Raw genomic sequence first — 19,029 nt, 5'->3', positions numbered from 1 at the left:
TTTAAACAAAATGGAACAATTGACCGTCAGCCCAGTGCCACTTGGTTACGGCCGGCATGTTTCGCGCGATATAGGGCCTGATCGGCTCTTTTAAGGACCAGATCGCTATGTTCGCCGGGCTTGAATGCAGTCAGGCCCATGGAAATGGTGATGGTTACCGGCTCACCCTTAAAGTGGAAAGGACAGGCTTCGATCGAGGCGCGCAGCTTTTCCAGCAGTTTCGCACCAGCAGATGGCACTGTGTCTGGCATCAACAGGACAAACTCCTCACCGCCGAACCGAGCAATGAAATCCGTCCCGCGCAGGCGCTTGCGTAGCACGCTGGCGATGATTTTCAGTACTTTGTCGCCCGCCAGGTGACCATAGTTATCGTTTATGCGTTTGAAATGGTCGAGGTCGAGCATTGCCAGCAACAGGGTGTTGCCGTGTTGCTGCCATTGGGTGATTTCGTGATCCAGCCGTTCGCTCCAAGCTGCGCGGTTAGGCAGGCCGGTGAGCGGGTCGATCAAGGCTTTCTGACGCTGCTCTTCAAGATGCTCGCGGTAGCCCAGGGCTTCCTGCTCCATGTGCGCAACGCGTTCGGCCAGACCATGAAGGCGGGCTGCAACTTCCTGCTCGCGCTCGTCACGCTGCTTCTGGTGCTGGTCCATGGTGCCGAGCAGGCCTTCCAGATGGTTTTCCAGGACGTGCTTGAGATCGTCCAGGTCGGCGGCTTCCTGCATGCTGCTCTGCAAGCCGTCGACCTGCTCGCGGATCTGCGTGTCCATCTCGCGTGCGGCGGAACGGTTGTCGGCATGGCCTTCGCTGGCGGCTTGCAAGTTGCTTTGAAACGACTCGAGGCGTTCGTTTAGCTGTTGCAAGTAGGCTTCGAATTCATGCTGGCCGCTGTCAGTGATTGCCAGCATCAAGGTTGCCAGATCGTCGAGGATCGGCAGCAGTTCGTACCAATTCAAACCGTTTTGCAGGCGATCACGCATCGCTTCGGCTTGCGGACGATGACGCTCGGGCAGCGTCAGGTCGTCGAGCAGGCCCAGTAGCGTGTCTTCGATATGCTTGGCCACCGAGCTGTAGGACGGCTCGGGTGAGTCCGGCAGGGCGTAGAGAACATCCGGCTCGGATTGTTCGGCGTCTACGGCGGCCAACACCTCTGCCATGGCCGGGGGCAGCGGCAGGCTGTCGAGATAGACCACCTGCGTCAGTTCGTCGGGATTGATAGTCGGCTGAGCCTGTATTTCTGGCTCGATGATTGATGGAGCGGGTTCTTCCGGATGTTCTATGTCCGGTTGCGGTTGCATTTCTGGAGTCTGGGCGCGTGCTCGCTCCGGCTCAAGCACCGGCGGGACAAACGCTACGACCGCAGGAGAGGGCGCTGCTGCGGGCGAAGCCTCGATCGTCGGTGGCTCGGATGCAGTAGCGGGCACGGCAACTTGTGCGGCGGCCACTTGCGGCTTATCGACCTTTGGCGCGAGATCGACAGTTACCTGTGGGGGCTCGGCATGAGGCACAGCAACCACTTCGGCTGGCTGCGGGGCGGGCGTCGGGAAGGTGCCGGAGGCAACCTGTAATACCGCTTCATCCGCTTCACGGCTACCAAACAGTCGCTGCAGCAAACCAGGGCGGCCGGGTTCTGCCGGGTTTTCAAGCTGATTCAGGGCCTTGCCTTGCAGACCGCTCAGTTCGCTGAGCAGCAACGGAATTTCGCGCGCCTGCCCGACTCTTGCATCCAGATGCTTGGCGAAGTTTTTCAGCGGCCGGCTTACTTCCCGGGGCAGCGGCAATGTTTGCAGCTGCGAGACCAGCGCGGTCAATGCAGCGCTGGTCTGATTAACCCGGGTTTCCCGGCGTTGCTCTGAGTCGAGCACGGCTTTTTCCAGCCGCGGAAGCAGGGCGGCCAAGCCGGCGTCCATGTCGTCGGTGCGCACGACTTCACGCATTTCCTTCATGCATTGGTCAACGGCGCGGTCGGTGCCCTCGGCTGCCAGCGTGCTGCGCACCAGGCCACGACGCAGCAGGTCGAGCCGGGCGTCCCATCGACGTTCAAGCTTTTCCTGTTGTTCGATGCTTTTGAGGTATTTCTCTTTCCAGCGCTGTGCTTCGTCGCTCATTCATGGGATCCGCGAGGGGCAGGACTCAACGCGGGCAATGCATCGGCCGTGAGCGAACCCGGCAGACGAATCTCTACCGCGACCGGCAGGTGATCGGAAATGGGTTGTGCCAGCACCTCGACCTTTACAAGGGTCAGGGTGGGGCTCAGCAGTATATGGTCCAGGCAGCGCTGCGGGCGCCAGCTAGGGAACGTCGCTTCCAGTTGCGGCGCGAGCAGGCCGAGGTCACGCAACGGGGAGTTTTGCAGCAAGTCGCTGGCATGGGTATTCATGTCGCCCATCAGCACTTGGTGTTTATAGCCGCCGATCAACTCGCGGATGTAAGCCAGTTGCATGCTGCGGGCGCGAGCGCCCAGCGCCAGGTGCATCATGACCACCACCAGCGCCTCAGGACCTTCGCCAAAGCGCACCAGAATCGCCCCGCGACCCTTGGGCCCCGGTAGCGGATGATCTTCAATCGCCCACGGGCGCAGGCGGCTGAGCACGCCATTGCTGTGCTGGCCGAGGCGTCCGAGATTGCGATTGAGTTGTTGATACCAGTAGGGGAATGCGCCGAGCTGGGCCAGGTGTTCGACCTGGTTGACGTAGCCTGATCGCAAGCTGCCGCCATCGGCTTCCTGCAAGGCGACCAGATCGAAGTCGCCCAGCAGATTGCCGATCTTTTGCAGATTGTCGGCACGTCCGGTGTGCGGCAACAGATGCTGCCAGCCCCGGGTCAGGTAGTGGTGATAGCGCTCGGTACTGATGCCGACCTGGATATTGAAACTGAGCAGACGCAGACGGCTGTCCGCAGGCAGGCCCGTCGATTCCAGATGATGCTCGTTGACCCGCGGATCATGCAGGCCAACGACGCGTTCAGTGCCCCAGCGACGCATGGCAGTCGCCGCGCTTAGTTGGCAGCAGCCTTGTTAGCCGCTCGCTCTTTGTCGATCAGCTTGTCGGCCAGTTGCAATGCTTGCTCGGCGCCGCCGGCAGAGCCCACGTCGAAGCGATACTTGCCGTTGACGATCATGGTTGGAACGCCGGAGATTTCATACTTTTTGGCCAGTTCAGTGGCCTTGACGATCTGGCCCTTGATGGCGAAGGAGTCGAAGGTGGCCAGGAACTTGTCCTTGTCTACGCCCTGAGTGGCCAGGAAATCCGCCATTTCATTCTTGTCGACCAGCTTCTTGTGTTCTTTCTGAATGGCGTTGAACACCGCAGCGTGAACCTTGTTTTCGACGCCCATGGCTTCAAGAGTCAGGAACATCTGGCCGTGTGCGTTCCACGGGCCGCCGAACATGGCCGGAATGCGGACGAAGTTCACGTCGGAAGGCAGTTTCTCAACCCATGGATTGATCACGGGTTCGAAAGCGTAGCAGTGCGGGCAGCCGTACCAGAACAGCTCCACCACTTCGATCTTGCCAGGCACGGCTACCGGGACGGGATTGGTCAGTTCGACATAAGGCGCTGCGGGTGCTTCAGCCGCTTGGGCGGTCATGCCGAACAGGCTGGCAGCGACGAGTGCGGCGCTGATGATCAGATTACGCATGCTTTACTCCTGGACAATTTGGGTCGCCTCGCGCGACCTGTTTTCAGACAGGTCCTGGCGGGCTTGAGTTCTGTAGTGTAACGGCAGCGGCCACAAAAAAGGGCGGCCTAAGCCACCCTTTTTATACTTGCTGCGACGGATTAATAGAGCGTTAACGTTGCAGGAGATGTAAGCCTCGCGCCACGCCCGGGTCGCCGGCCTTAGTGCAGGCCTTGTATGTAGCTGGACACCGCTGCGATATCTTCGTCGCTCAGTTTTTTGGAGATGGTCTGCATCGGTTTGGTGTCGCCATCGTTGGTGCGGCCGGCTTCTTCCTTGCGGAATTCGGTCAGTTGCTTGGCAACGTATTGAGCGTGCTGGCCGCCCAAGTGTGGGAAGCCGGCGGCTGCGTTACCCGCGCCATTTGGCGAGTGGCAACCGGTGCAGGCTGGCAGGCCCTTGGCCAGGTCGCCGCCGCGGAACAGTGCTTCACCGCGAGAAACGACTTTCGGGTCGGCGGCGCCAACACTGCCTTTCTGGCTGGCGAAGTAGGCGGCGATATCGGCCAGATCCTGATCGCTCAGGTTGGTCAGCAGGCCGGTCATTTCCAGTACCGTGCGTTTGCCGGACTTGATGTCGTGTAGCTGCTTGTTCAGATAACGCTCGCCCTGGCCTGCCAGTTTCGGAAAGTTAGGCGCCATACTGTTGCCATCCGGGCCATGACAGGCGCCACATACTGCGGCTTTCGCCTGACCAGCAGTCGCATCACCTGCAGCATGGGCAATGCCGGAGATCCCCACGGTCAACAGCAGACTCACGATCAATTTGTTCATCAGCTAATCCAACTACGGCTAAGGGTTAAAGAGTTATGGACCGGGATCACTCGCTCATCCACTGGATGATTGCTTGGTAATCCTCGGCACTGCAGTCCATGCACAAACCACGCGGCGGCATCGCCTTGAAACCCTGGGTCACGTGTTGCACCAGCGTCTCCATACCTTTCGCCAACCTCGGCGTCCAAGCTTCCTGATCGCCCTTTTTGGGCGCCATGGGTAGTTGGCCGGAATGACAGGCACCACAAACACGGTTGTACACAGCTTCCGGATCCTGTGTAGCCTGAGCGCTGTAAAGCGGCATCAAGACACCGGCAGCTAGCAGCCATTTCGTCATAAAACGACCTTTTCAGGGTTGAGAGCGTTCTGCGTTCTAGTGCGCAATCAAGGTCAATCGCTCTCGTGAACTTCATCCTACGCTGGGACAAAGCGCACACAAAATCTGCGGCATTATATACTGGCGTCACTGAAACGGAAACGACACTGCTCGCCGCGTCCATTCCCGGCGCCGCCCACATCGGAAATCCCATGCAACTCAAGAACCCCATCCTCGGCCTGTGCCAACAGTCCACCTTCATGCTCAGCGCTGCCAAAGTCGACCAATGCCCGGACGATGAAGGCTTTGAAGTGGCCTTCGCCGGGCGTTCCAACGCCGGCAAGTCCAGTGCGCTGAACACCTTGACGCACGCCAGTCTTGCGCGAACCTCGAAAACTCCGGGTCGCACGCAGCTCTTGAACTTCTTCAAGCTAGACGATGATCGTCGTCTGGTCGACCTCCCGGGTTACGGTTACGCGAAAGTGCCTATCCCGTTGAAGCTGCACTGGCAGCGTCACCTGGAAGCCTATCTGGGTGGTCGTGAGAGTTTGAAGGGGCTGATTTTGATGATGGACATCCGTCATCCAATGACCGACTTCGACCTGCTGATGCTCGACTGGGCTGTCGCCAGCGGCATGCCAATGCACATTTTGCTGACTAAAGCCGACAAGCTGACCTACGGCGCGGCGAAAAACGTCCTGCTCAAGGTTCAGGCAGACATCCGCAAGGGTTGGGGAGATGCGATCAGCATCCAGTTGTTCTCGGCGCCAAAACGCATGGGTCTGGAAGACGCCTACACTGTACTGGCGGGCTGGATGGAACTGGCGGACAAGGGCGCCGAGCTCGCGGAGTAAGCTCATTTACAAAAACCGCGGGCAAAAAAAACCCCGGACTTCTTATGGGGAGGGGGAAGTTCCGGGGTTCAAGTTCCGGACCGTTAGGGCGGGGTCCAGATATCTGCCAACACTTAACACAACATTAGGAGCATCGAAGGGCTTCACCACCCATTCAGTAACTCTGAGTGGCGATTCAGGAGATTAGTTCAGAATTTTTTAAAAAGCCTTTGGAATAGCACAGCGCATTTTCCGAACTAAGAGCCCTTCGGTCTTTCTGCCGCGGCACTATGCCGCAGCGGAAAACTCCTTTTCAGACGGTTCAGTGAGCCTCATCCCAGTTATTTCCTACACCCACCTCTACCAACAGCGGCACATCAAGCTTCGCTGCGTCGCTCATGTGCGCGCGAATTTCATCGCGGACCTGGTCGACCAAATCCTCGCGCACTTCCAGAACCAATTCATCGTGCACCTGCAGGATGACTTTGGCGTCCAGGCCTGATGCTGTCAGCCAGCTATCCACGGCAATCATGGCTTTTTTGATGATGTCCGCCGCGGTGCCTTGCATCGGGGCGTTGATCGCTGTGCGTTCGGCACCTTTGCGCAGGGCCGGGTTTTTCGCGTTGATTTCCGGCAGGTACAAGCGACGACCAAAGATGGTTTCGACGAAACCTTGTTCGGCGGCCTGGGCGCGGGTGCGCTCCATGTACTCGAGCACGCCTGGGTAACGGGCGAAATATCGGTCGATGTAGGCCTGGGATTGCTTGCGATCAACACCAATCTGTTTGGCCAGGCCAAACGCGCTCATGCCGTAGATCAAGCCGAAGTTGATCGCCTTGGCGCTGCGCCGTTGGTCGGTGGTGACCTCTGCCAGTTCAACCCCGAAGACTTCCGCTGCGGTGGCCTTGTGCACGTCCAGGTCATTGCGGAACGCGTGCAGCAAACCTTCGTCCTTGGCCAGGTGAGCCATGATTCGCAGTTCGATTTGCGAATAGTCCGCTGCCAGCAGCTTGTAGCCTTTGGGTGCGACGAACGCCTGACGAATCCGACGCCCTTCAGCGGTGCGGATAGGAATGTTCTGCAGGTTCGGATCACTGGACGACAAACGCCCGGTCGCCGCGACGGCTTGATGATAAGAGGTATGAATGCGCCCGGTGCGCGGGTTGATCTGCTCTGGCAGGCGATCGGTGTAGGTGCTTTTCAGCTTGCTCATCGAGCGGTACTGCATCAGCACTTTGGGCAGCGGGAAATCCTGTTCGGCCAGTTCCGCCAGCACGGCTTCGGCGGTGGACGCCTGACCCTTGGCGGTTTTGCTGAGGATTGGCAGGCCGAGTTTTTCGTACAGGATCACGCCCAATTGCTTCGGCGAGCCGAGGTTGAATTCTTCCCCGGCAATGGCGAATGCCTCACGCTCGAGGGCGACCATTTTCTCGCCCAGCTCAACGCTCTGAATGCCCAGGAGGTTGGCATCGACCAGCGCGCCTTGGCGTTCGATCCGTGCCAGCACCGGCACCAACGGCATTTCGATTTCGCTCAGGACCTTGCTCAGGCTCGGGATGGCGTTGAGTTTTTCCAGCAGGGTTTGATGCAGGCGCAGCGTTACGTCGGCGTCTTCGGCGGCGTAAGGCCCGGCCAGCTCCAGGGAGATCTGGTCAAAGGTCAGTTGCTTGGCGCCCTTGCCGGCGATGTCCTGAAAACTGGTGGTGGTGTGATTCAGGTACTTGAGCGCCAGGCTGTCCATGTCGTGGCGGGTCGCAGTGGAGTCCAGCACGTAGGATTCGAGCATCGTGTCGAAAGCGACGCCTTGTACGGTGATGCCGCAGCCCTGATCGCCACCGATGGCGCAGTTGGCCAGGATGTTCATGTCGAATTTGGCGTGCTGGCCAACCTTGAGTTTGCTCGGGTTTTCCAGGATCGGCTTCAGCGCGCGCAGCACGGTGTCGCGATCGAGCTGGTCCGGCACGCCCATGTAGGAATGGGTCAGCGGGATGTAGGCAGCTTCGTTGGCTTGTACAGCGAAAGACAGGCCCACCAGTTGCGCCTGCTGCGCATCGATGCCGGTAGTTTCGGTATCGAAGGCAATCAGCTTGGCGTCGTTGAGCTTCTTCAGCCACAGGTCGAAATCAGCCTGGGTGAGGATGGTGGTGTACTTGAGTTCGGTGCCGACAGCCGCTTCTTCAGCCACCGGAGCGACGACTTCCTGGCCGGAACGCTTGGCGTCGCGCTGGTTCTCTTCGAACCAGCTCTTGAACTCCAGCAGGGTATAGAGCTCGGCGAGTTTGTCGTGATCCGGCTTGCCCATTTGCAGGTCGTCGAGGCCGATATCCAGCGGCACGTCGATCTTGATGGTTGCCAATTGATAGGAGAGAAACGCCATCTCCTTGTGCTCTTCGAGCTTGGCCGGCAGGGTTTTGGCCCCGCGAATCGGCAGGGTTGGGACGATGTCGAGCTGAGCATAGAGCTCAGTCAGGCCGCCGTTCACGCCCACCAACAGGCCGGAAGCGGTCTTCGGACCAATGCCCGGAACGCCCGGAATGTTGTCGGAAGAATCGCCCATGAGTGCCAGGTAATCGATGATCTGCTCGGGAGCGACGCCGAATTTCTCCTTCACGCCCTCCACGTCCAGCGCGCTACCGGTCATGGTATTGACCAAGGTAATGTGGCCGTCGACCAGCTGCGCCATGTCCTTGTCGCCGGTGGAGATCACCACCGGGCGGTCGGCCGCCGCGCTGCTGCGGGCCAGGGTGCCGATCACGTCATCGGCTTCGACGCCTTCGACGCACAGGAGTGGGAAGCCCAGGGCGATCACGCTCTGGTGCAGCGGCTCGATCTGAACACGCATGTCGTCGGGCATGCTTGGGCGGTTGGCCTTGTATTCGGCGTACATGTCATCGCGAAATGTCCCACCCTTGGCGTCGAACACCACGGCGAACGGACTTCCCGGGTACTGCTTGCGCAGACTCTTGAGCATGTTCAGCACGCCCTTGACCGCACCGGTTGGCAAACCTTTGGAAGTGGTCAGCGGCGGGAGGGCGTGAAAGGCGCGGTACAGGTAAGAAGAACCGTCCACCAGGACGAGGGGGGCTTGGCTCATGAGCAGGATCAACCTTTTCGGCGGGTCCGGCGCTAGAATAGCGGGACCGTTGACGACAAAGGGACAAGGTTATCATGCGCACACTAAATCGCCTGTTGCTGGCTGGGTTGTTTGCATCCGTTCCGTTGGCCGTCATGGCGGCGGATGCAGCGACACCGGAGCCGGAAGTCACTATCCGCACGGAAGGGGATAAAACCATCCAGGAGTACCGTCAAAACGGTTTCCTGTATGCGATCAAGGTCACACCGAAGGGCGCACCGCCGTATTTTCTGGTGCGGGCGGACGGGACAGATGCAAACTTCATCCGCTCGGATCAGCCGGATATGCTGATTCCGTCGTGGAAGATCTTTGAGTGGAAGTAGTTTCTTAATTTCAATCGGCGCTGGCTCAAGCAGCGGCGCCCGTACTGGCAGTTCAAACATGTCTGTGTTCACCCCGCTGGCTCGGCCTGAGCTGGAAACCTTTCTCGCCCCTTACGGGCTCGGCCGCCTGCTTGATTTCCAGGGGATTGCCGCCGGTAGCGAAAACACCAATTTCTTCATCAGCCTGGAGCAGGGCGAATTTGTCCTGACCCTGGTTGAGCGTGGTCCGGTTCAGGAGATGCCGTTTTTCATTGAACTGCTCGACGTGCTGCATGACGCCGACCTGCCAGTGCCTTATGCCTTGCGCACCACCGACGGCGTCGCCTTGCGCGAACTGGCCGGTAAACCTGCGCTGTTACAGCCACGTCTGGCCGGCAAGCACATCAAGGAAGCCAATGCGCAGCATTGCGCTCAGGTGGGCGAGTTGCTCGGCCATCTGCATCTGGCGACCCAGGCCAACATGATCAAGCGCAAGACCGATCGCGGCCTGGACTGGATGCTGGAAGAGGGCACGCAGTTGCTGTCGCACCTCGATGCCGAGCAAAGCGATCTGCTGCAACGGGCACTGGACGAAATCACACAGCAAAAGACGAAAATTCTGGCGCTGCCGCGGGCCAATATCCACGCCGACCTGTTCCGCGATAACGCGATGTTTGAAGGCACGCACCTGACCGGGTTGATCGACTTCTACAACGCGTGTTCTGGGCCGATGCTCTACGACGTGGCCATTGCGTTGAACGACTGGTGTTCGGACGAGAGCGGGTTGATCGACGGGCCGCGGGCAAGGGCGCTGCTTGGCGCTTATGCAGCGCTGCGACCGTTCACGGCGGCCGAGGCGGAGTTGTGGCCGACCATGCTGCGGGTAGCGTGTGTGCGGTTCTGGTTGTCGCGGTTGATCGCTGCCGAGTCGTTTGCCGGGCAGGACGTGCTGATTCACGATCCGATGGAGTTTCAGCAGCGTCTGGCGCAGCGGCAGAAGGTCAGTACTCATTTGCCTTTCGCGCTTTAAAGTCAAAAGATCATCCGAACGCGGGCCGCGTTCGGACGATCTTTTTTATGGGGCTACAACGACTCCAGACACCCCGCCAAATCATTCCCCAACTTCTCCAGCACCTGCTCATACCCCTGAGCGGTCGCCGGCGTGTAGCCGCCCAGCGCGTCCAGTTCCGCCAGCTTCACCGGCAGACCCGCCACCAGGGTTTCCGCCAGGCGCGGACGCAGAGGCGGTTCGCTGAACACGCAGGTTTTGCCGACTTCCTGCAATCGAGTGCGCATCGCCGCGACGTGCTGGGCGCCGGGCTGGACTTCGGCGGCGACGCTGAATACGCCGGCGTGCTTGAGGCCGTAGGCGTCTTCAAAGTAGTCGAAGGCCTCGTGGAATACGAAGTACGGTTTGCCCGCGATGCCGGCCAGACGCGCTTTCAAGCGAAGATCCATTGCATCCAGACGCTCATCGAACGCCTTGAGGTTGCTCTGATAACGCGCGGCATTGGCCGGATCGGCTGCACTCAAGTCAGCAGCCATTTTTGTGGCGATGACACGGGCGTTGACCGGCGAAAGCCACAAGTGCGCGTCCAGGCTGCCGGGACGGTGATCGTGATCATGTTCGTCGGCTTCTTCCGCATGGGAGTGGCTATCTTCGGCGAAATGTCGAAGTTTCAGGCCAGGCAAATCCTGCACGGCGACGCTGGGAAGCGTACGACCATTCAGCACGCGTGGCAGGAAACCTTCCATGCTCGGACCGATCCAGTAAACCAGATCCACCGATTGCACCTTCCGTACGTCGGATGGGCGCAAGGCATAGTTATGAGGCGAGGCACCAGGCGGCAGCAGGACTTCCGGAATCGCCACACCGTCCTGCACCGCCGCCGCGATCAGCTGTAGAGGCTTGATACTGGTGAGAACTTTGACTTCCGCGTGAGCTGAACTGATCAGCAGAAAACTTGCGGAAAATACGACAAAGATAGAAAAAAGTCGGGACACGATGACCACTCGAAGAGGCGAGAACGGGTAACATAATAACGTCTCTCACAAAACTCGTCGCCGCTCATGCCTAAAACACCGATTGCCAGCCGTCCCCACGACCACTCTCATTGCGTCCATAGCGCATTGTCTGAGGCCGATGCTCTGTGCGCACGTCAAGGCCTGCGCCTGACCGCCTTGCGCCGGCGGGTGCTGGAACTGGTCTGGCAAAGCCACAAGCCGTTGGGTGCCTACGACATTCTCGCGGTACTCAGCGAGCAGGATGGCCGCCGTGCGGCGCCGCCGACCGTGTACCGTGCGCTGGACTTCCTGCTGGAAAACGGCCTCGTACACCGCATCTCCTCGCTGAACGCCTTCGTCGGCTGCAATCACCCGGAACATGCCCACCAGGGCCAGTTCCTGATTTGCCGTGAATGCCACGCCGCCATCGAGCTCGAACAGAAATCCATCAGCGACGCGATCATCAGTAGCGCCAAGGATGTCGGATTTGTCGTGGAAGGCCAGACCGTTGAAGTGGTCGGCCTCTGCTCAGGTTGCCAAGGGGTTTGATGAGCAACGCGCTGATCCGCCTCAAGCAGGTTGCTGTCACCTTTGCCGGGCAAAATGTGCTGGATAACATCGAACTGAGCGTCGAGCCGGGGCAGATCGTCACCCTGATCGGCCCTAACGGCGCCGGCAAGACCACGCTGGTGCGCGCTGTACTCGGTCTGTTGAAACCGGACAGCGGCAGCGTGTGGCGCAAGCCGAAACTGCGGGTCGGTTACATGCCGCAAAAACTTCACGTCGATCCGACGCTGCCGCTGTCGGTGCTGCGCTTCTTGCGTCTGGTGCCGGGCGTGGACCGCGCCACGGCCTTGGCGGCACTCAAGGAAGTCGGCGCCGAACAGGTGATCGACAGCCCGGTGCAAAGTGTTTCCGGTGGCGAAATGCAGCGGGTGCTGCTGGCCCGGGCATTGCTTCGCGAGCCGGAACTGCTGGTGCTCGACGAACCTGTGCAAGGCGTCGATGTGGCCGGTCAGGCCGAGCTTTACAGCCTGATCACACGATTGCGCGACCGCCACGGCTGCGGCGTGTTGATGGTGTCCCACGACCTGCATCTGGTGATGAGCACCACCGATCAAGTGGTCTGCCTCAACCGTCACGTCTGCTGCTCCGGGCATCCCGAGCAGGTCAGCGGTGATCCGGCTTTCGTCGAGCTGTTCGGAAAGAACGCACAAAGCCTGGCGATTTATCACCATCACCACGACCACGCCCATGATTTGCATGGCTCGGTCGTCAGCGCGGCTTCGTCGGCCCCTACCCACGTTCACGGAGATAACTGCAAGCATGGCTGATTTTCTGCTCTACGCCCTGCTCGCAGGTCTGGCCCTGGCTTTGGTCGCGGGCCCGCTGGGTTCGTTCGTGGTCTGGCGGCGCATGGCCTATTTCGGCGACACCCTTTCCCATGCTGCGCTGCTCGGTGTGGCGCTGGGTTTTCTGCTGGATGTCAGCCCGACCGTGGCGGTCACCGTAGGCTGCCTGCTGTTGGCGGTGTTGCTGGTGACTTTGCAACAGCGCCAACCGCTGGCGTCCGACACGCTTTTAGGAATTCTCGCACCGAGCACGCTCTCTTTGGGCCTGGTCGTACTAAGCTTCATGCACGAAGTGCGGATCGACCTGATGGCTTATCTGTTCGGCGACTTGCTGGCGATCAGCCCGACCGATCTGGCCTGGATACTCGGCGGCAGCGCGGCCGTTCTCGCCTTGCTGGTGACGTTGTGGCGGCCATTGCTGGCAATCACGGTGCATGAAGAACTGGCCAGGGTTGAAGGTCTGCCGGTGGCGGCGTTGCGCTTGACCCTGATGTTGCTGATCGCTGTGGTGATCGCGGTGGCGATGAAAATCGTCGGTGTGTTGCTGATTACGTCCTTGCTGATCATCCCGGCGGCTGCAGCACAACGTCACGCCCGGTCACCGGAGCAGATGGCACTGGGCGCGAGCCTGCTGGGCATGCTCGCGGTCTGTGGCGGGCTGTCGCTGTCGTGGTTCAAGGACACCCCGGCGGGCCCTTCGATTGTTGTGACGGCCGCCGCACTGTTTCTGCTGAGTTTTGTCCTGCCCCGTCGAGGGGTGTAGACTTGCTCGTTTTTTGCGCAAATAGAGAGTCGCAGGAATGAAGCCGTTCGCCTCCCGTTATCTGCTCCTTGTCGCATTTTCGCTGCTACTGGGCGCTTGTCAAAGCACGCCACCGGCGGCCACCGAGGCTACCGGTGCACGGGCCACGGCCATCGCACAGCTGGAACAAAGCCTCGCCAGCAGTGAGTTGGCGACTGCTGAAGATCAACTCGCTGCCTTGCAGGCCGAGTCGCCCAACGATCAATCCCTTGAGCAATACCAGCGGCAACTGGCCGAAGCCTATCTGCGCCGCAGTCAGATCGTGCTGCAAAAAGGTGATGTGAATGCTGCCGCGACGGCGCTGAGCCGCGCCCGAGTGTTAATGCCCAAGGCTCCGGCGCTGACCGGTGGGGTCAACAATGCCATCGTTAATGCCCGTAAAGCTGAGCTGGATAGAGCCGAAGCTGCACTCATGGCTGCCGAAGCCAAGCCTCAGGCCAAAGTCATTGATCCGACGGCTGAAAGCACTACAGTTGCGTTGAACCTGACTGATATGGCCAAGCTTCGTCGTCAACTGGATGCGATCGCCGCCGATGTGGTGAATTACCAGTGTGATGTGAGTATTCAGGCGCCACGCACCCAGGATTTCCCTTGGTTGGTCACATTGCTGACCAAACGGGTGAAAAAACTCGATTCAGATTTTGATCTGAACCTGGAGAAGCAGATTCTGCGCAATGTTCCGGCGCAGATGGTTCTGAGCCCGCGTAAGCCCTAAAAGCATCGCGGGCAAGCCCGCGAGCGTCCTGACTACCGATACAAAACCTTAAGCCGGAATCGCCTTGGCTTTCGGCTCCCTGTCCCACACCCGATGCTGCCCGATCGCGGCAAAAAACGGTTTGATCAACTTCGCATCCGCCCCCACGATCAACCCCGCATCAGCCTCCAGCTTCAACACATCCAGCAACTGTTTGGCCTCGCCCTGCAGCGCAATCGCCTTCAAGTGCTTGTACGCCTCCAGCAGGTAATGCAGCGCCACCCCGTCGGTGCTTAGCGCCTTGATCGACGCCGCGCCACCGGGCACAAACACCGCATCGAAGGCCACCGAAGGCAAGCCTTCCATTGACGCATCGACCGGCAATGCTTTGCCATCGGCGGTGGTCACAGGCGCAGAAGTCGGGCCGAGCAGTTTGGCGTGCGCACCTTCGGCCTTCAGCGCTTTCTTCATGGCATCAATCGCTGCGCCATCGACGCCATTGGCTGCCAGGATTGCCACTTTGCGGGTTTTGATATCCGCGGGCAGCAAGTTGGCCTGGCTCAGGGCCGGCGAGCGATCCGGTGAGGTTTTGCGTACTTCGACCGTCCCGGCTTTGGGCGCTGGCAACCCCAGGTTCTGCGCCACGCGCTTAGCCAGTTCCAGATCGATATTGGCCAGAATCTCATTCACCTGGCGCGCGCGGATGAACTCCCGTTCAACCTTGCCCAACTCAAAGCTGTAAGCCGAGATGATGTGCTCCTGCTCGTGCTTGCTCATGCTGTGGAAAAACAGCCGTGCCTGGGAGAAGTGGTCGCTGAATGACTCGCTGCGCTGACGGATCTTGTTAGCGTCGATGCGTTCTGGATAACTTTCGAAACCGCCATCCTGGGCTGCCGGCGGCGTTTCTTTCGGCCAACCGCTATCAATGGAGTTCGGTTCGTAGGACGCGCGGCCCTTGTCGATGGTGGAGCGATGCAGCGCATCCCGTTGACCATTGTGGAACGGTGCCACCGGGCGGTTGATCGGGATCTCGTGAAAATTCGGCCCACCGAGTCGGCTGATTTGCGTATCGGTGTAGGAAAACAGCCGACCTTGCAGCAATGGATCGTTGGAAAAGTCGATCCCCGGCACGATATGCCCAGGGCAGAAGGCGACCTGTTCGGTTTCGGCGAAGAAGTTGTCGGGGTTACGGTTGAGGGTCATTTTGCCCAGTGGGGTGATAGGAACCAGTTCTTCCGGAATCAGCTTGGTCGGGTCGAGGATGTCGAAGTCGAATTTATGTTCGTTCTCCTCCTCGATGATCTGTACGCCAAGCTCCCATTGCGGGTAGTCGCCCATCTCGATCGACTCCCAGAGATCGCGGCGGTGGAAGTCAGTGTCTTTGCCGGCGAGTTTCTGCGCCTCATCCCACACCAGCGAACAGGTCCCGGCAGTGGGGCGCCAGTGGAATTTGACGAAGCGCGATTTACCTTCGGCATTGATCAGGCGGAAGGTGTGCACGCCGAAGCCTTGCATGCTGCGCAGGCTTTTCGGGATCGCCCGGTCGGACATGGTCCAGATCACCATGTGCGCCGACTCCGGTACCAGAGAGACGAAATCCCAAAAGGTATCGTGAGCTGAACCGCCGGTGGGTATCTCATTGTGTGGTTCGGGTTTCACCGCGTGCACGAAGTCAGGAAACTTGATCGCATCCTGAATGAAAAACACCGGCATGTTGTTGCCCACCAGGTCGAAGTTGCCTTCGTCGGTGAAAAACTTCACCGCGAAGCCTCGTACGTCCCGCACGGTATCGCCGGACCCACGAGGGCCCTGCACCGTGGAGAAACGAACGAAGACCGGAGTTTTTTGGCTTGGGTCTTGTAGGAACCCGGCCTTGGTCAGCACGGAATGGGTTTCATAGCTCTGGAAGTAGCCGTGAGCACCGGTGCCGCGGGCGTGGACGATGCGCTCGGGAATGCGTTCATGGTCAAAGTGCGTGATCTTTTCACGCATGATGAAATCTTCCAGCAACGATGGCCCGCGGGCGCCGGCTTTCAACGTGTTCTGGTTGTCCGAGACTTTCACGCCCTGGTTGGTGCGCAGGGCCTGTTCAGTGGCGTCGGAGCGAAATTGCTCCAGGCTGTCGAGCTTGGCATTGGTGTTATCGCGGTCCGGGGTATCGGTCCCGGCCAGTGCGCTTTTGGTTGCGGCAGGTTTTTTAGTACTCATCAGACAAAACTCCTCGTTGCGATTCCCGCCGTAGCCAGGACTCTTGAGCAATACCCCAGGCACGGACCGGGGGCGTTTTCGAGTTGCCTAATTAGTGACTGATGACGTTTTGCGCCGTTCCTTTTTTCTAACCTTTGATCGCGTTATTGCCAAATGGAAGGTTGAATGCCGAATAAATGCTAATAACCTCTATACGGACAGGCTAAAATGCGCGCCCGGCTAACCGCTGATCCTTTTTCAACGCGCCCCACAAGGTTCGCTACGTGATCGAGTTTCAAAACGTCCACAAAACTTACCGCGTCGCCGGTAAGGATATTCCCGCCCTGCATCCGACCAGTCTGACGATTGAGAATGGTCAGGTCTTCGGTCTGATCGGCCATTCCGGCGCGGGAAAAAGTACCCTGCTGCGTCTGATCAATCGCCTGGAAGAGTCCAGTGGCGGCAAGATATTCGTCGATGGCGAAGAAGTCACCGCACTCGACGCCAACAGCCTGCGGCGCTTCCGTCAGCAGGTCGGGATGATTTTCCAGCACTTCAACTTGCTGGCGTCCAAGACCGTGGCCGACAACGTCGCGCTGCCGCTGACCCTGGCCGGTGAACTGTCCCGCAGCGAAATTGACCGGCGTGTGGCCGAATTGCTGAAGCGGGTCGGCCTGTCCGACCACGCCAAGAAGTACCCGGCGCAATTGTCCGGTGGCCAGAAGCAGCGCGTCGGCATTGCCCGCGCCCTGGCGACCAAGCCGAAAATCCTGTTGTGCGACGAAGCCACCAGTGCACTGGACCCGCAGACCACTGCGTCGGTCCTGCAATTGCTGGCCGAGATCAATCGCGAGCTGAAGCTGACCATCGTGTTGATCACCCACGAGATGGACGTGATCCGCAGGGTCTGCGACCAGGTCGCGGTGATGGACGCTGGCGTGATCGTCGAGCAAGGTTCGGTAGCCGAGGTGTTCCTGCATCCGAAGCACTCGACCACCAAGCGCTTCGTGCAAGAAGACGAGCAGATCGACGAAAGCGAGCAGCGCGACGACTTCGCTCACGTTCCAGGCCGTATCGTGCGTCTGACCTTCCAGGGCGAAGCGACCTACGCACCGCTGCTGGGTACCGTCGCTCGTGAAACGGGTGTGGACTACAGCATCCTGGCTGGTCGTATCGACCGCATTAAAGACGTGCCCTACGGGCAGTTGACCCTGGCCGTTACCGGTGGCGACATGGAAGCGGCGTTCGCCCACTTCACCGCAGCTGACGTCCACATGGAGGTGCTGCGCTGATGGAAGTCCTGACAAGTTTCTTCGTCAATATCGACTGGTTCGAAATCTGGCTGGCCACCGGCGACACCTTTCTGATGCTCTTCGGTTCGCTGTTGTTCACCGTTTTGCTCGGCCTGCCCCTGGGCGTGCTGTTGTTCCTTTGCAGCCCGCGACAGTTGCTGGAAGCCAAAGGCGTCTACGCAATGCTGTCGCTGGCGGTGAATATCCTGCGTTCGCTGCCATTCATCATCCTGCTGATCGTGATGATTCCGTTCACGGTGTTGATCACCGGTACGTCCCTGGGTGTCGCCGGTGCGATTCCACCGCTGGTGGTGGGCGCTACGCCATTCTTCGCGCGGCTGGTGGAAACCGCCCTGCGTGAGGTGGATCGCGGCATCATCGAGGCGACCCAGGCCATGGGCGCGACGACGCGGCAGATCATCACCAATGCCTTGCTGCCGGAAGCCCGCCCGGGCATCTTCGCGGCGATTACGGTGACAGCCATTACACTGGTGTCCTACACGGCGATGGCGGGTGTGGTGGGCGCGGGTGGTTTGGGCGACCTGGCGATCCGTTTCGGTTACCAGCGTTTCCAGCCTGATGTGATGGTCGTGACGGTGATGTTGCTGCTGGTGATCGTTCAGGTTCTGCAAACCGTTGGCGACAAAATGGTTGTCCACTTTTCCAGAAAATAAAGAGTCCCGTAAATGACAAATGAGCCGGCCATTCGCTGGCAGGCGCCGAATTCAGGCGTCGCACAAGGAGTTAGCTGAATGAAAAAATTACTCGTAGCGCTCGCAGCAGTTGCAGCGTTCTCTGCTCAGGCCGATGAAACCCTGACCGTCGCGGCCACACCCGTTCCGCACGCAGAAATCCTCGAATTCGTTAAACCGGCCCTGGCCAAAGAAGGCGTGGACCTGAAGGTCAAAGTCTTCACCGACTACATCCAGCCGAACGTGCAGGTGGCCGAAAAACGTCTGGACGCCAACTTCTTCCAGCACCAGCCGTACCTCGATGAATTCAACAAAGCCAAGGGCACCAACCTGGTGGCCGTTGCCGGCGTGCACCTGGAACCACTGGGCGCTTACTCCAGCAAGTACAAAGCGCTGACCGAGTTGCCAGGCGGCGCCAACGTAGTGATCCCGAACGATGCCACCAATGGCGGCCGTGCACTGTTGCTGCTGGCGAAGGCTGGCCTGATCAAGTTGAAGGATTCGAACAACATCCTTTCGACCGTCAAAGACATCACCGAGAACACCAAGGACCTGAAATTCCGTGAACTGGAAGCCGCGACCATCCCGCGCGTGCTGACCCAGGTCGACCTGGCGCTGATCAACACCAACTACGCGCTGGAAGCCAAGCTTGATCCGGCCAAGGATGCGCTGGTCATCGAAGGCAACGACTCGCCTTATGTGAACATCCTCGTTGCTCGTCCAGACGACAAGGACAGCGACGCGATGAAGAAGCTGATTGCTGCCCTGCACAGCCCGGAAGTGAAAGCCTTCATCCTCGAGAAGTACAAAGGCGCGGTATTGCCGGCGTTCTGATTGGGTGAAAGCAACTAAAAAGGGGCGCAATCAATGCGCCCCTTTTTTGTGCCTGGAACACCGTCCCCTGTGGGAGCGAGCTTGCTCCGGGCGGCGTTCCGACGATGGGGCCGGAACATCCAACATCTATGTCGACTGTC

The 19,029-nt window shown here is 59.4% G+C and carries 18 protein-coding genes; 10 read left to right on the top strand and 8 right to left on the bottom strand.

Going from position 1 to position 19,029, the window contains the following annotated elements; all coding sequences use genetic code 11:
* Positions 1 to 26: 26 nt before the first annotated feature.
* The 5 genes from MO767_RS03035 to MO767_RS03015 form a co-directional block, all read right to left on the bottom strand.
* Complete coding sequence (locus MO767_RS03035) at positions 27 to 2,105, bottom strand: diguanylate cyclase (RefSeq protein WP_282479361.1); 2,079 nt, start codon at positions 2,103 to 2,105, stop codon at positions 27 to 29.
* On the bottom strand, positions 2,102 to 2,980 hold the full coding sequence (locus MO767_RS03030) for an endonuclease/exonuclease/phosphatase family protein (protein ID WP_282479360.1): 879 nt from the start codon (positions 2,978 to 2,980) through the stop codon (positions 2,102 to 2,104). Before MO767_RS03030 ends, MO767_RS03035 begins: the two co-directional genes overlap by 4 nt.
* 14 nt (positions 2,981 to 2,994) lie before the next feature.
* The gene (locus MO767_RS03025) at positions 2,995 to 3,636 is read right to left on the bottom strand and encodes a thiol:disulfide interchange protein DsbA/DsbL (protein WP_282479359.1); all 642 of its coding nucleotides are present in this window, start codon (positions 3,634 to 3,636) and stop codon (positions 2,995 to 2,997) included.
* A 200-nt stretch (positions 3,637 to 3,836) separates the two neighbouring features.
* Complete coding sequence (locus MO767_RS03020) at positions 3,837 to 4,448, bottom strand: cytochrome c4 (protein WP_282479358.1); 612 nt, start codon at positions 4,446 to 4,448, stop codon at positions 3,837 to 3,839.
* A 46-nt stretch (positions 4,449 to 4,494) separates the two neighbouring features.
* The gene (locus MO767_RS03015) at positions 4,495 to 4,785 is read right to left on the bottom strand and encodes a c-type cytochrome (protein ID WP_008156007.1); all 291 of its coding nucleotides are present in this window, start codon (positions 4,783 to 4,785) and stop codon (positions 4,495 to 4,497) included.
* 191 nt (positions 4,786 to 4,976) lie between these two features.
* Between MO767_RS03015 and yihA the strand changes: the two genes are divergently transcribed.
* Entirely contained in the window at positions 4,977 to 5,618 is a 642-nt protein-coding gene (yihA, locus tag MO767_RS03010) for a ribosome biogenesis GTP-binding protein YihA/YsxC (protein ID WP_046044882.1), read from the top strand.
* 301 nt (positions 5,619 to 5,919) lie between these two features.
* On the opposite strand, the gene polA is transcribed toward yihA, so the two are convergent.
* Positions 5,920 to 8,691, bottom strand: a complete 2,772-nt coding sequence (gene polA, locus MO767_RS03005) for a DNA polymerase I (protein WP_282479357.1) — start codon at positions 8,689 to 8,691, stop codon at positions 5,920 to 5,922.
* 74 nt (positions 8,692 to 8,765) lie between these two features.
* Here polA and MO767_RS03000 point away from each other — a divergent pair, with 74 nt between their 5' ends.
* The gene (locus tag MO767_RS03000) at positions 8,766 to 9,053 is read left to right on the top strand and encodes a DUF2782 domain-containing protein (protein ID WP_282479356.1); all 288 of its coding nucleotides are present in this window, start codon (positions 8,766 to 8,768) and stop codon (positions 9,051 to 9,053) included.
* Between the two features lie 58 nt (positions 9,054 to 9,111).
* Entirely contained in the window at positions 9,112 to 10,062 is a 951-nt protein-coding gene (locus tag MO767_RS02995) for a homoserine kinase (protein ID WP_282479355.1), read from the top strand.
* Positions 10,063 to 10,115: 53 nt separating this feature from the next.
* Here the strand turns inward: MO767_RS02995 and MO767_RS02990 are convergent, their stop codons facing one another.
* Positions 10,116 to 11,036, bottom strand: a complete 921-nt coding sequence (locus MO767_RS02990; protein WP_282479354.1) for a zinc ABC transporter substrate-binding protein — start codon at positions 11,034 to 11,036, stop codon at positions 10,116 to 10,118.
* Between the two features lie 66 nt (positions 11,037 to 11,102).
* Between MO767_RS02990 and zur the strand changes: the two genes are divergently transcribed.
* The 4 genes from zur to MO767_RS02970 are packed head-to-tail and all read left to right on the top strand — an operon-like array spanning position 11,103 to position 13,905.
* Positions 11,103 to 11,585 (top strand): zinc uptake transcriptional repressor Zur, encoded by a 483-nt coding sequence (zur, locus tag MO767_RS02985; protein WP_008155995.1) that lies wholly within the window; start codon positions 11,103 to 11,105, stop codon positions 11,583 to 11,585.
* Entirely contained in the window at positions 11,585 to 12,370 is a 786-nt protein-coding gene (gene znuC, locus MO767_RS02980) for a zinc ABC transporter ATP-binding protein ZnuC (RefSeq protein WP_282479353.1), read from the top strand. Before zur ends, znuC begins: the two co-directional genes overlap by 1 nt.
* Complete coding sequence (znuB, locus tag MO767_RS02975; protein WP_056738429.1) at positions 12,363 to 13,151, top strand: zinc ABC transporter permease subunit ZnuB; 789 nt, start codon at positions 12,363 to 12,365, stop codon at positions 13,149 to 13,151. Before znuC ends, znuB begins: the two co-directional genes overlap by 8 nt.
* Before the next feature lie 37 nt (positions 13,152 to 13,188).
* On the top strand, positions 13,189 to 13,905 hold the full coding sequence (locus tag MO767_RS02970; RefSeq protein WP_282479352.1) for a PA5502 family lipoprotein: 717 nt from the start codon (positions 13,189 to 13,191) through the stop codon (positions 13,903 to 13,905).
* Positions 13,906 to 13,953: 48 nt separating this feature from the next.
* Here MO767_RS02970 and katE read toward each other — a convergent pair whose 3' ends face one another.
* On the bottom strand, positions 13,954 to 16,092 hold the full coding sequence (gene katE, locus MO767_RS02965) for a catalase HPII (protein ID WP_282479351.1): 2,139 nt from the start codon (positions 16,090 to 16,092) through the stop codon (positions 13,954 to 13,956).
* Between the two features lie 263 nt (positions 16,093 to 16,355).
* On the opposite strand from katE, the gene MO767_RS02960 reads away from it, so the two are divergent.
* From MO767_RS02960 to MO767_RS02950, 3 genes are all read left to right on the top strand, one after another.
* Positions 16,356 to 17,363 (top strand): methionine ABC transporter ATP-binding protein, encoded by a 1,008-nt coding sequence (locus MO767_RS02960; protein ID WP_282479350.1) that lies wholly within the window; start codon positions 16,356 to 16,358, stop codon positions 17,361 to 17,363.
* Positions 17,363 to 18,037 (top strand): methionine ABC transporter permease, encoded by a 675-nt coding sequence (locus MO767_RS02955; protein WP_282479349.1) that lies wholly within the window; start codon positions 17,363 to 17,365, stop codon positions 18,035 to 18,037. The genes MO767_RS02960 and MO767_RS02955 overlap by 1 nt, the downstream gene beginning before the upstream one ends.
* Positions 18,038 to 18,115: 78 nt before the next feature.
* A complete protein-coding gene (locus MO767_RS02950; RefSeq protein WP_282479348.1) occupies positions 18,116 to 18,889 on the top strand; it encodes a MetQ/NlpA family ABC transporter substrate-binding protein in 774 nt (257 codons plus the stop codon).
* Positions 18,890 to 19,029: the final 140 nt, after the last annotated feature.

This window comes from Pseudomonas sp. UYIF39 (assembly GCF_029963765.1).
Taxonomy (GTDB): domain Bacteria; phylum Pseudomonadota; class Gammaproteobacteria; order Pseudomonadales; family Pseudomonadaceae; genus Aquipseudomonas.
Note: the sequence above shows the minus strand (reverse complement) of the source record. Positions and strands in the feature narration are given on the sequence as shown.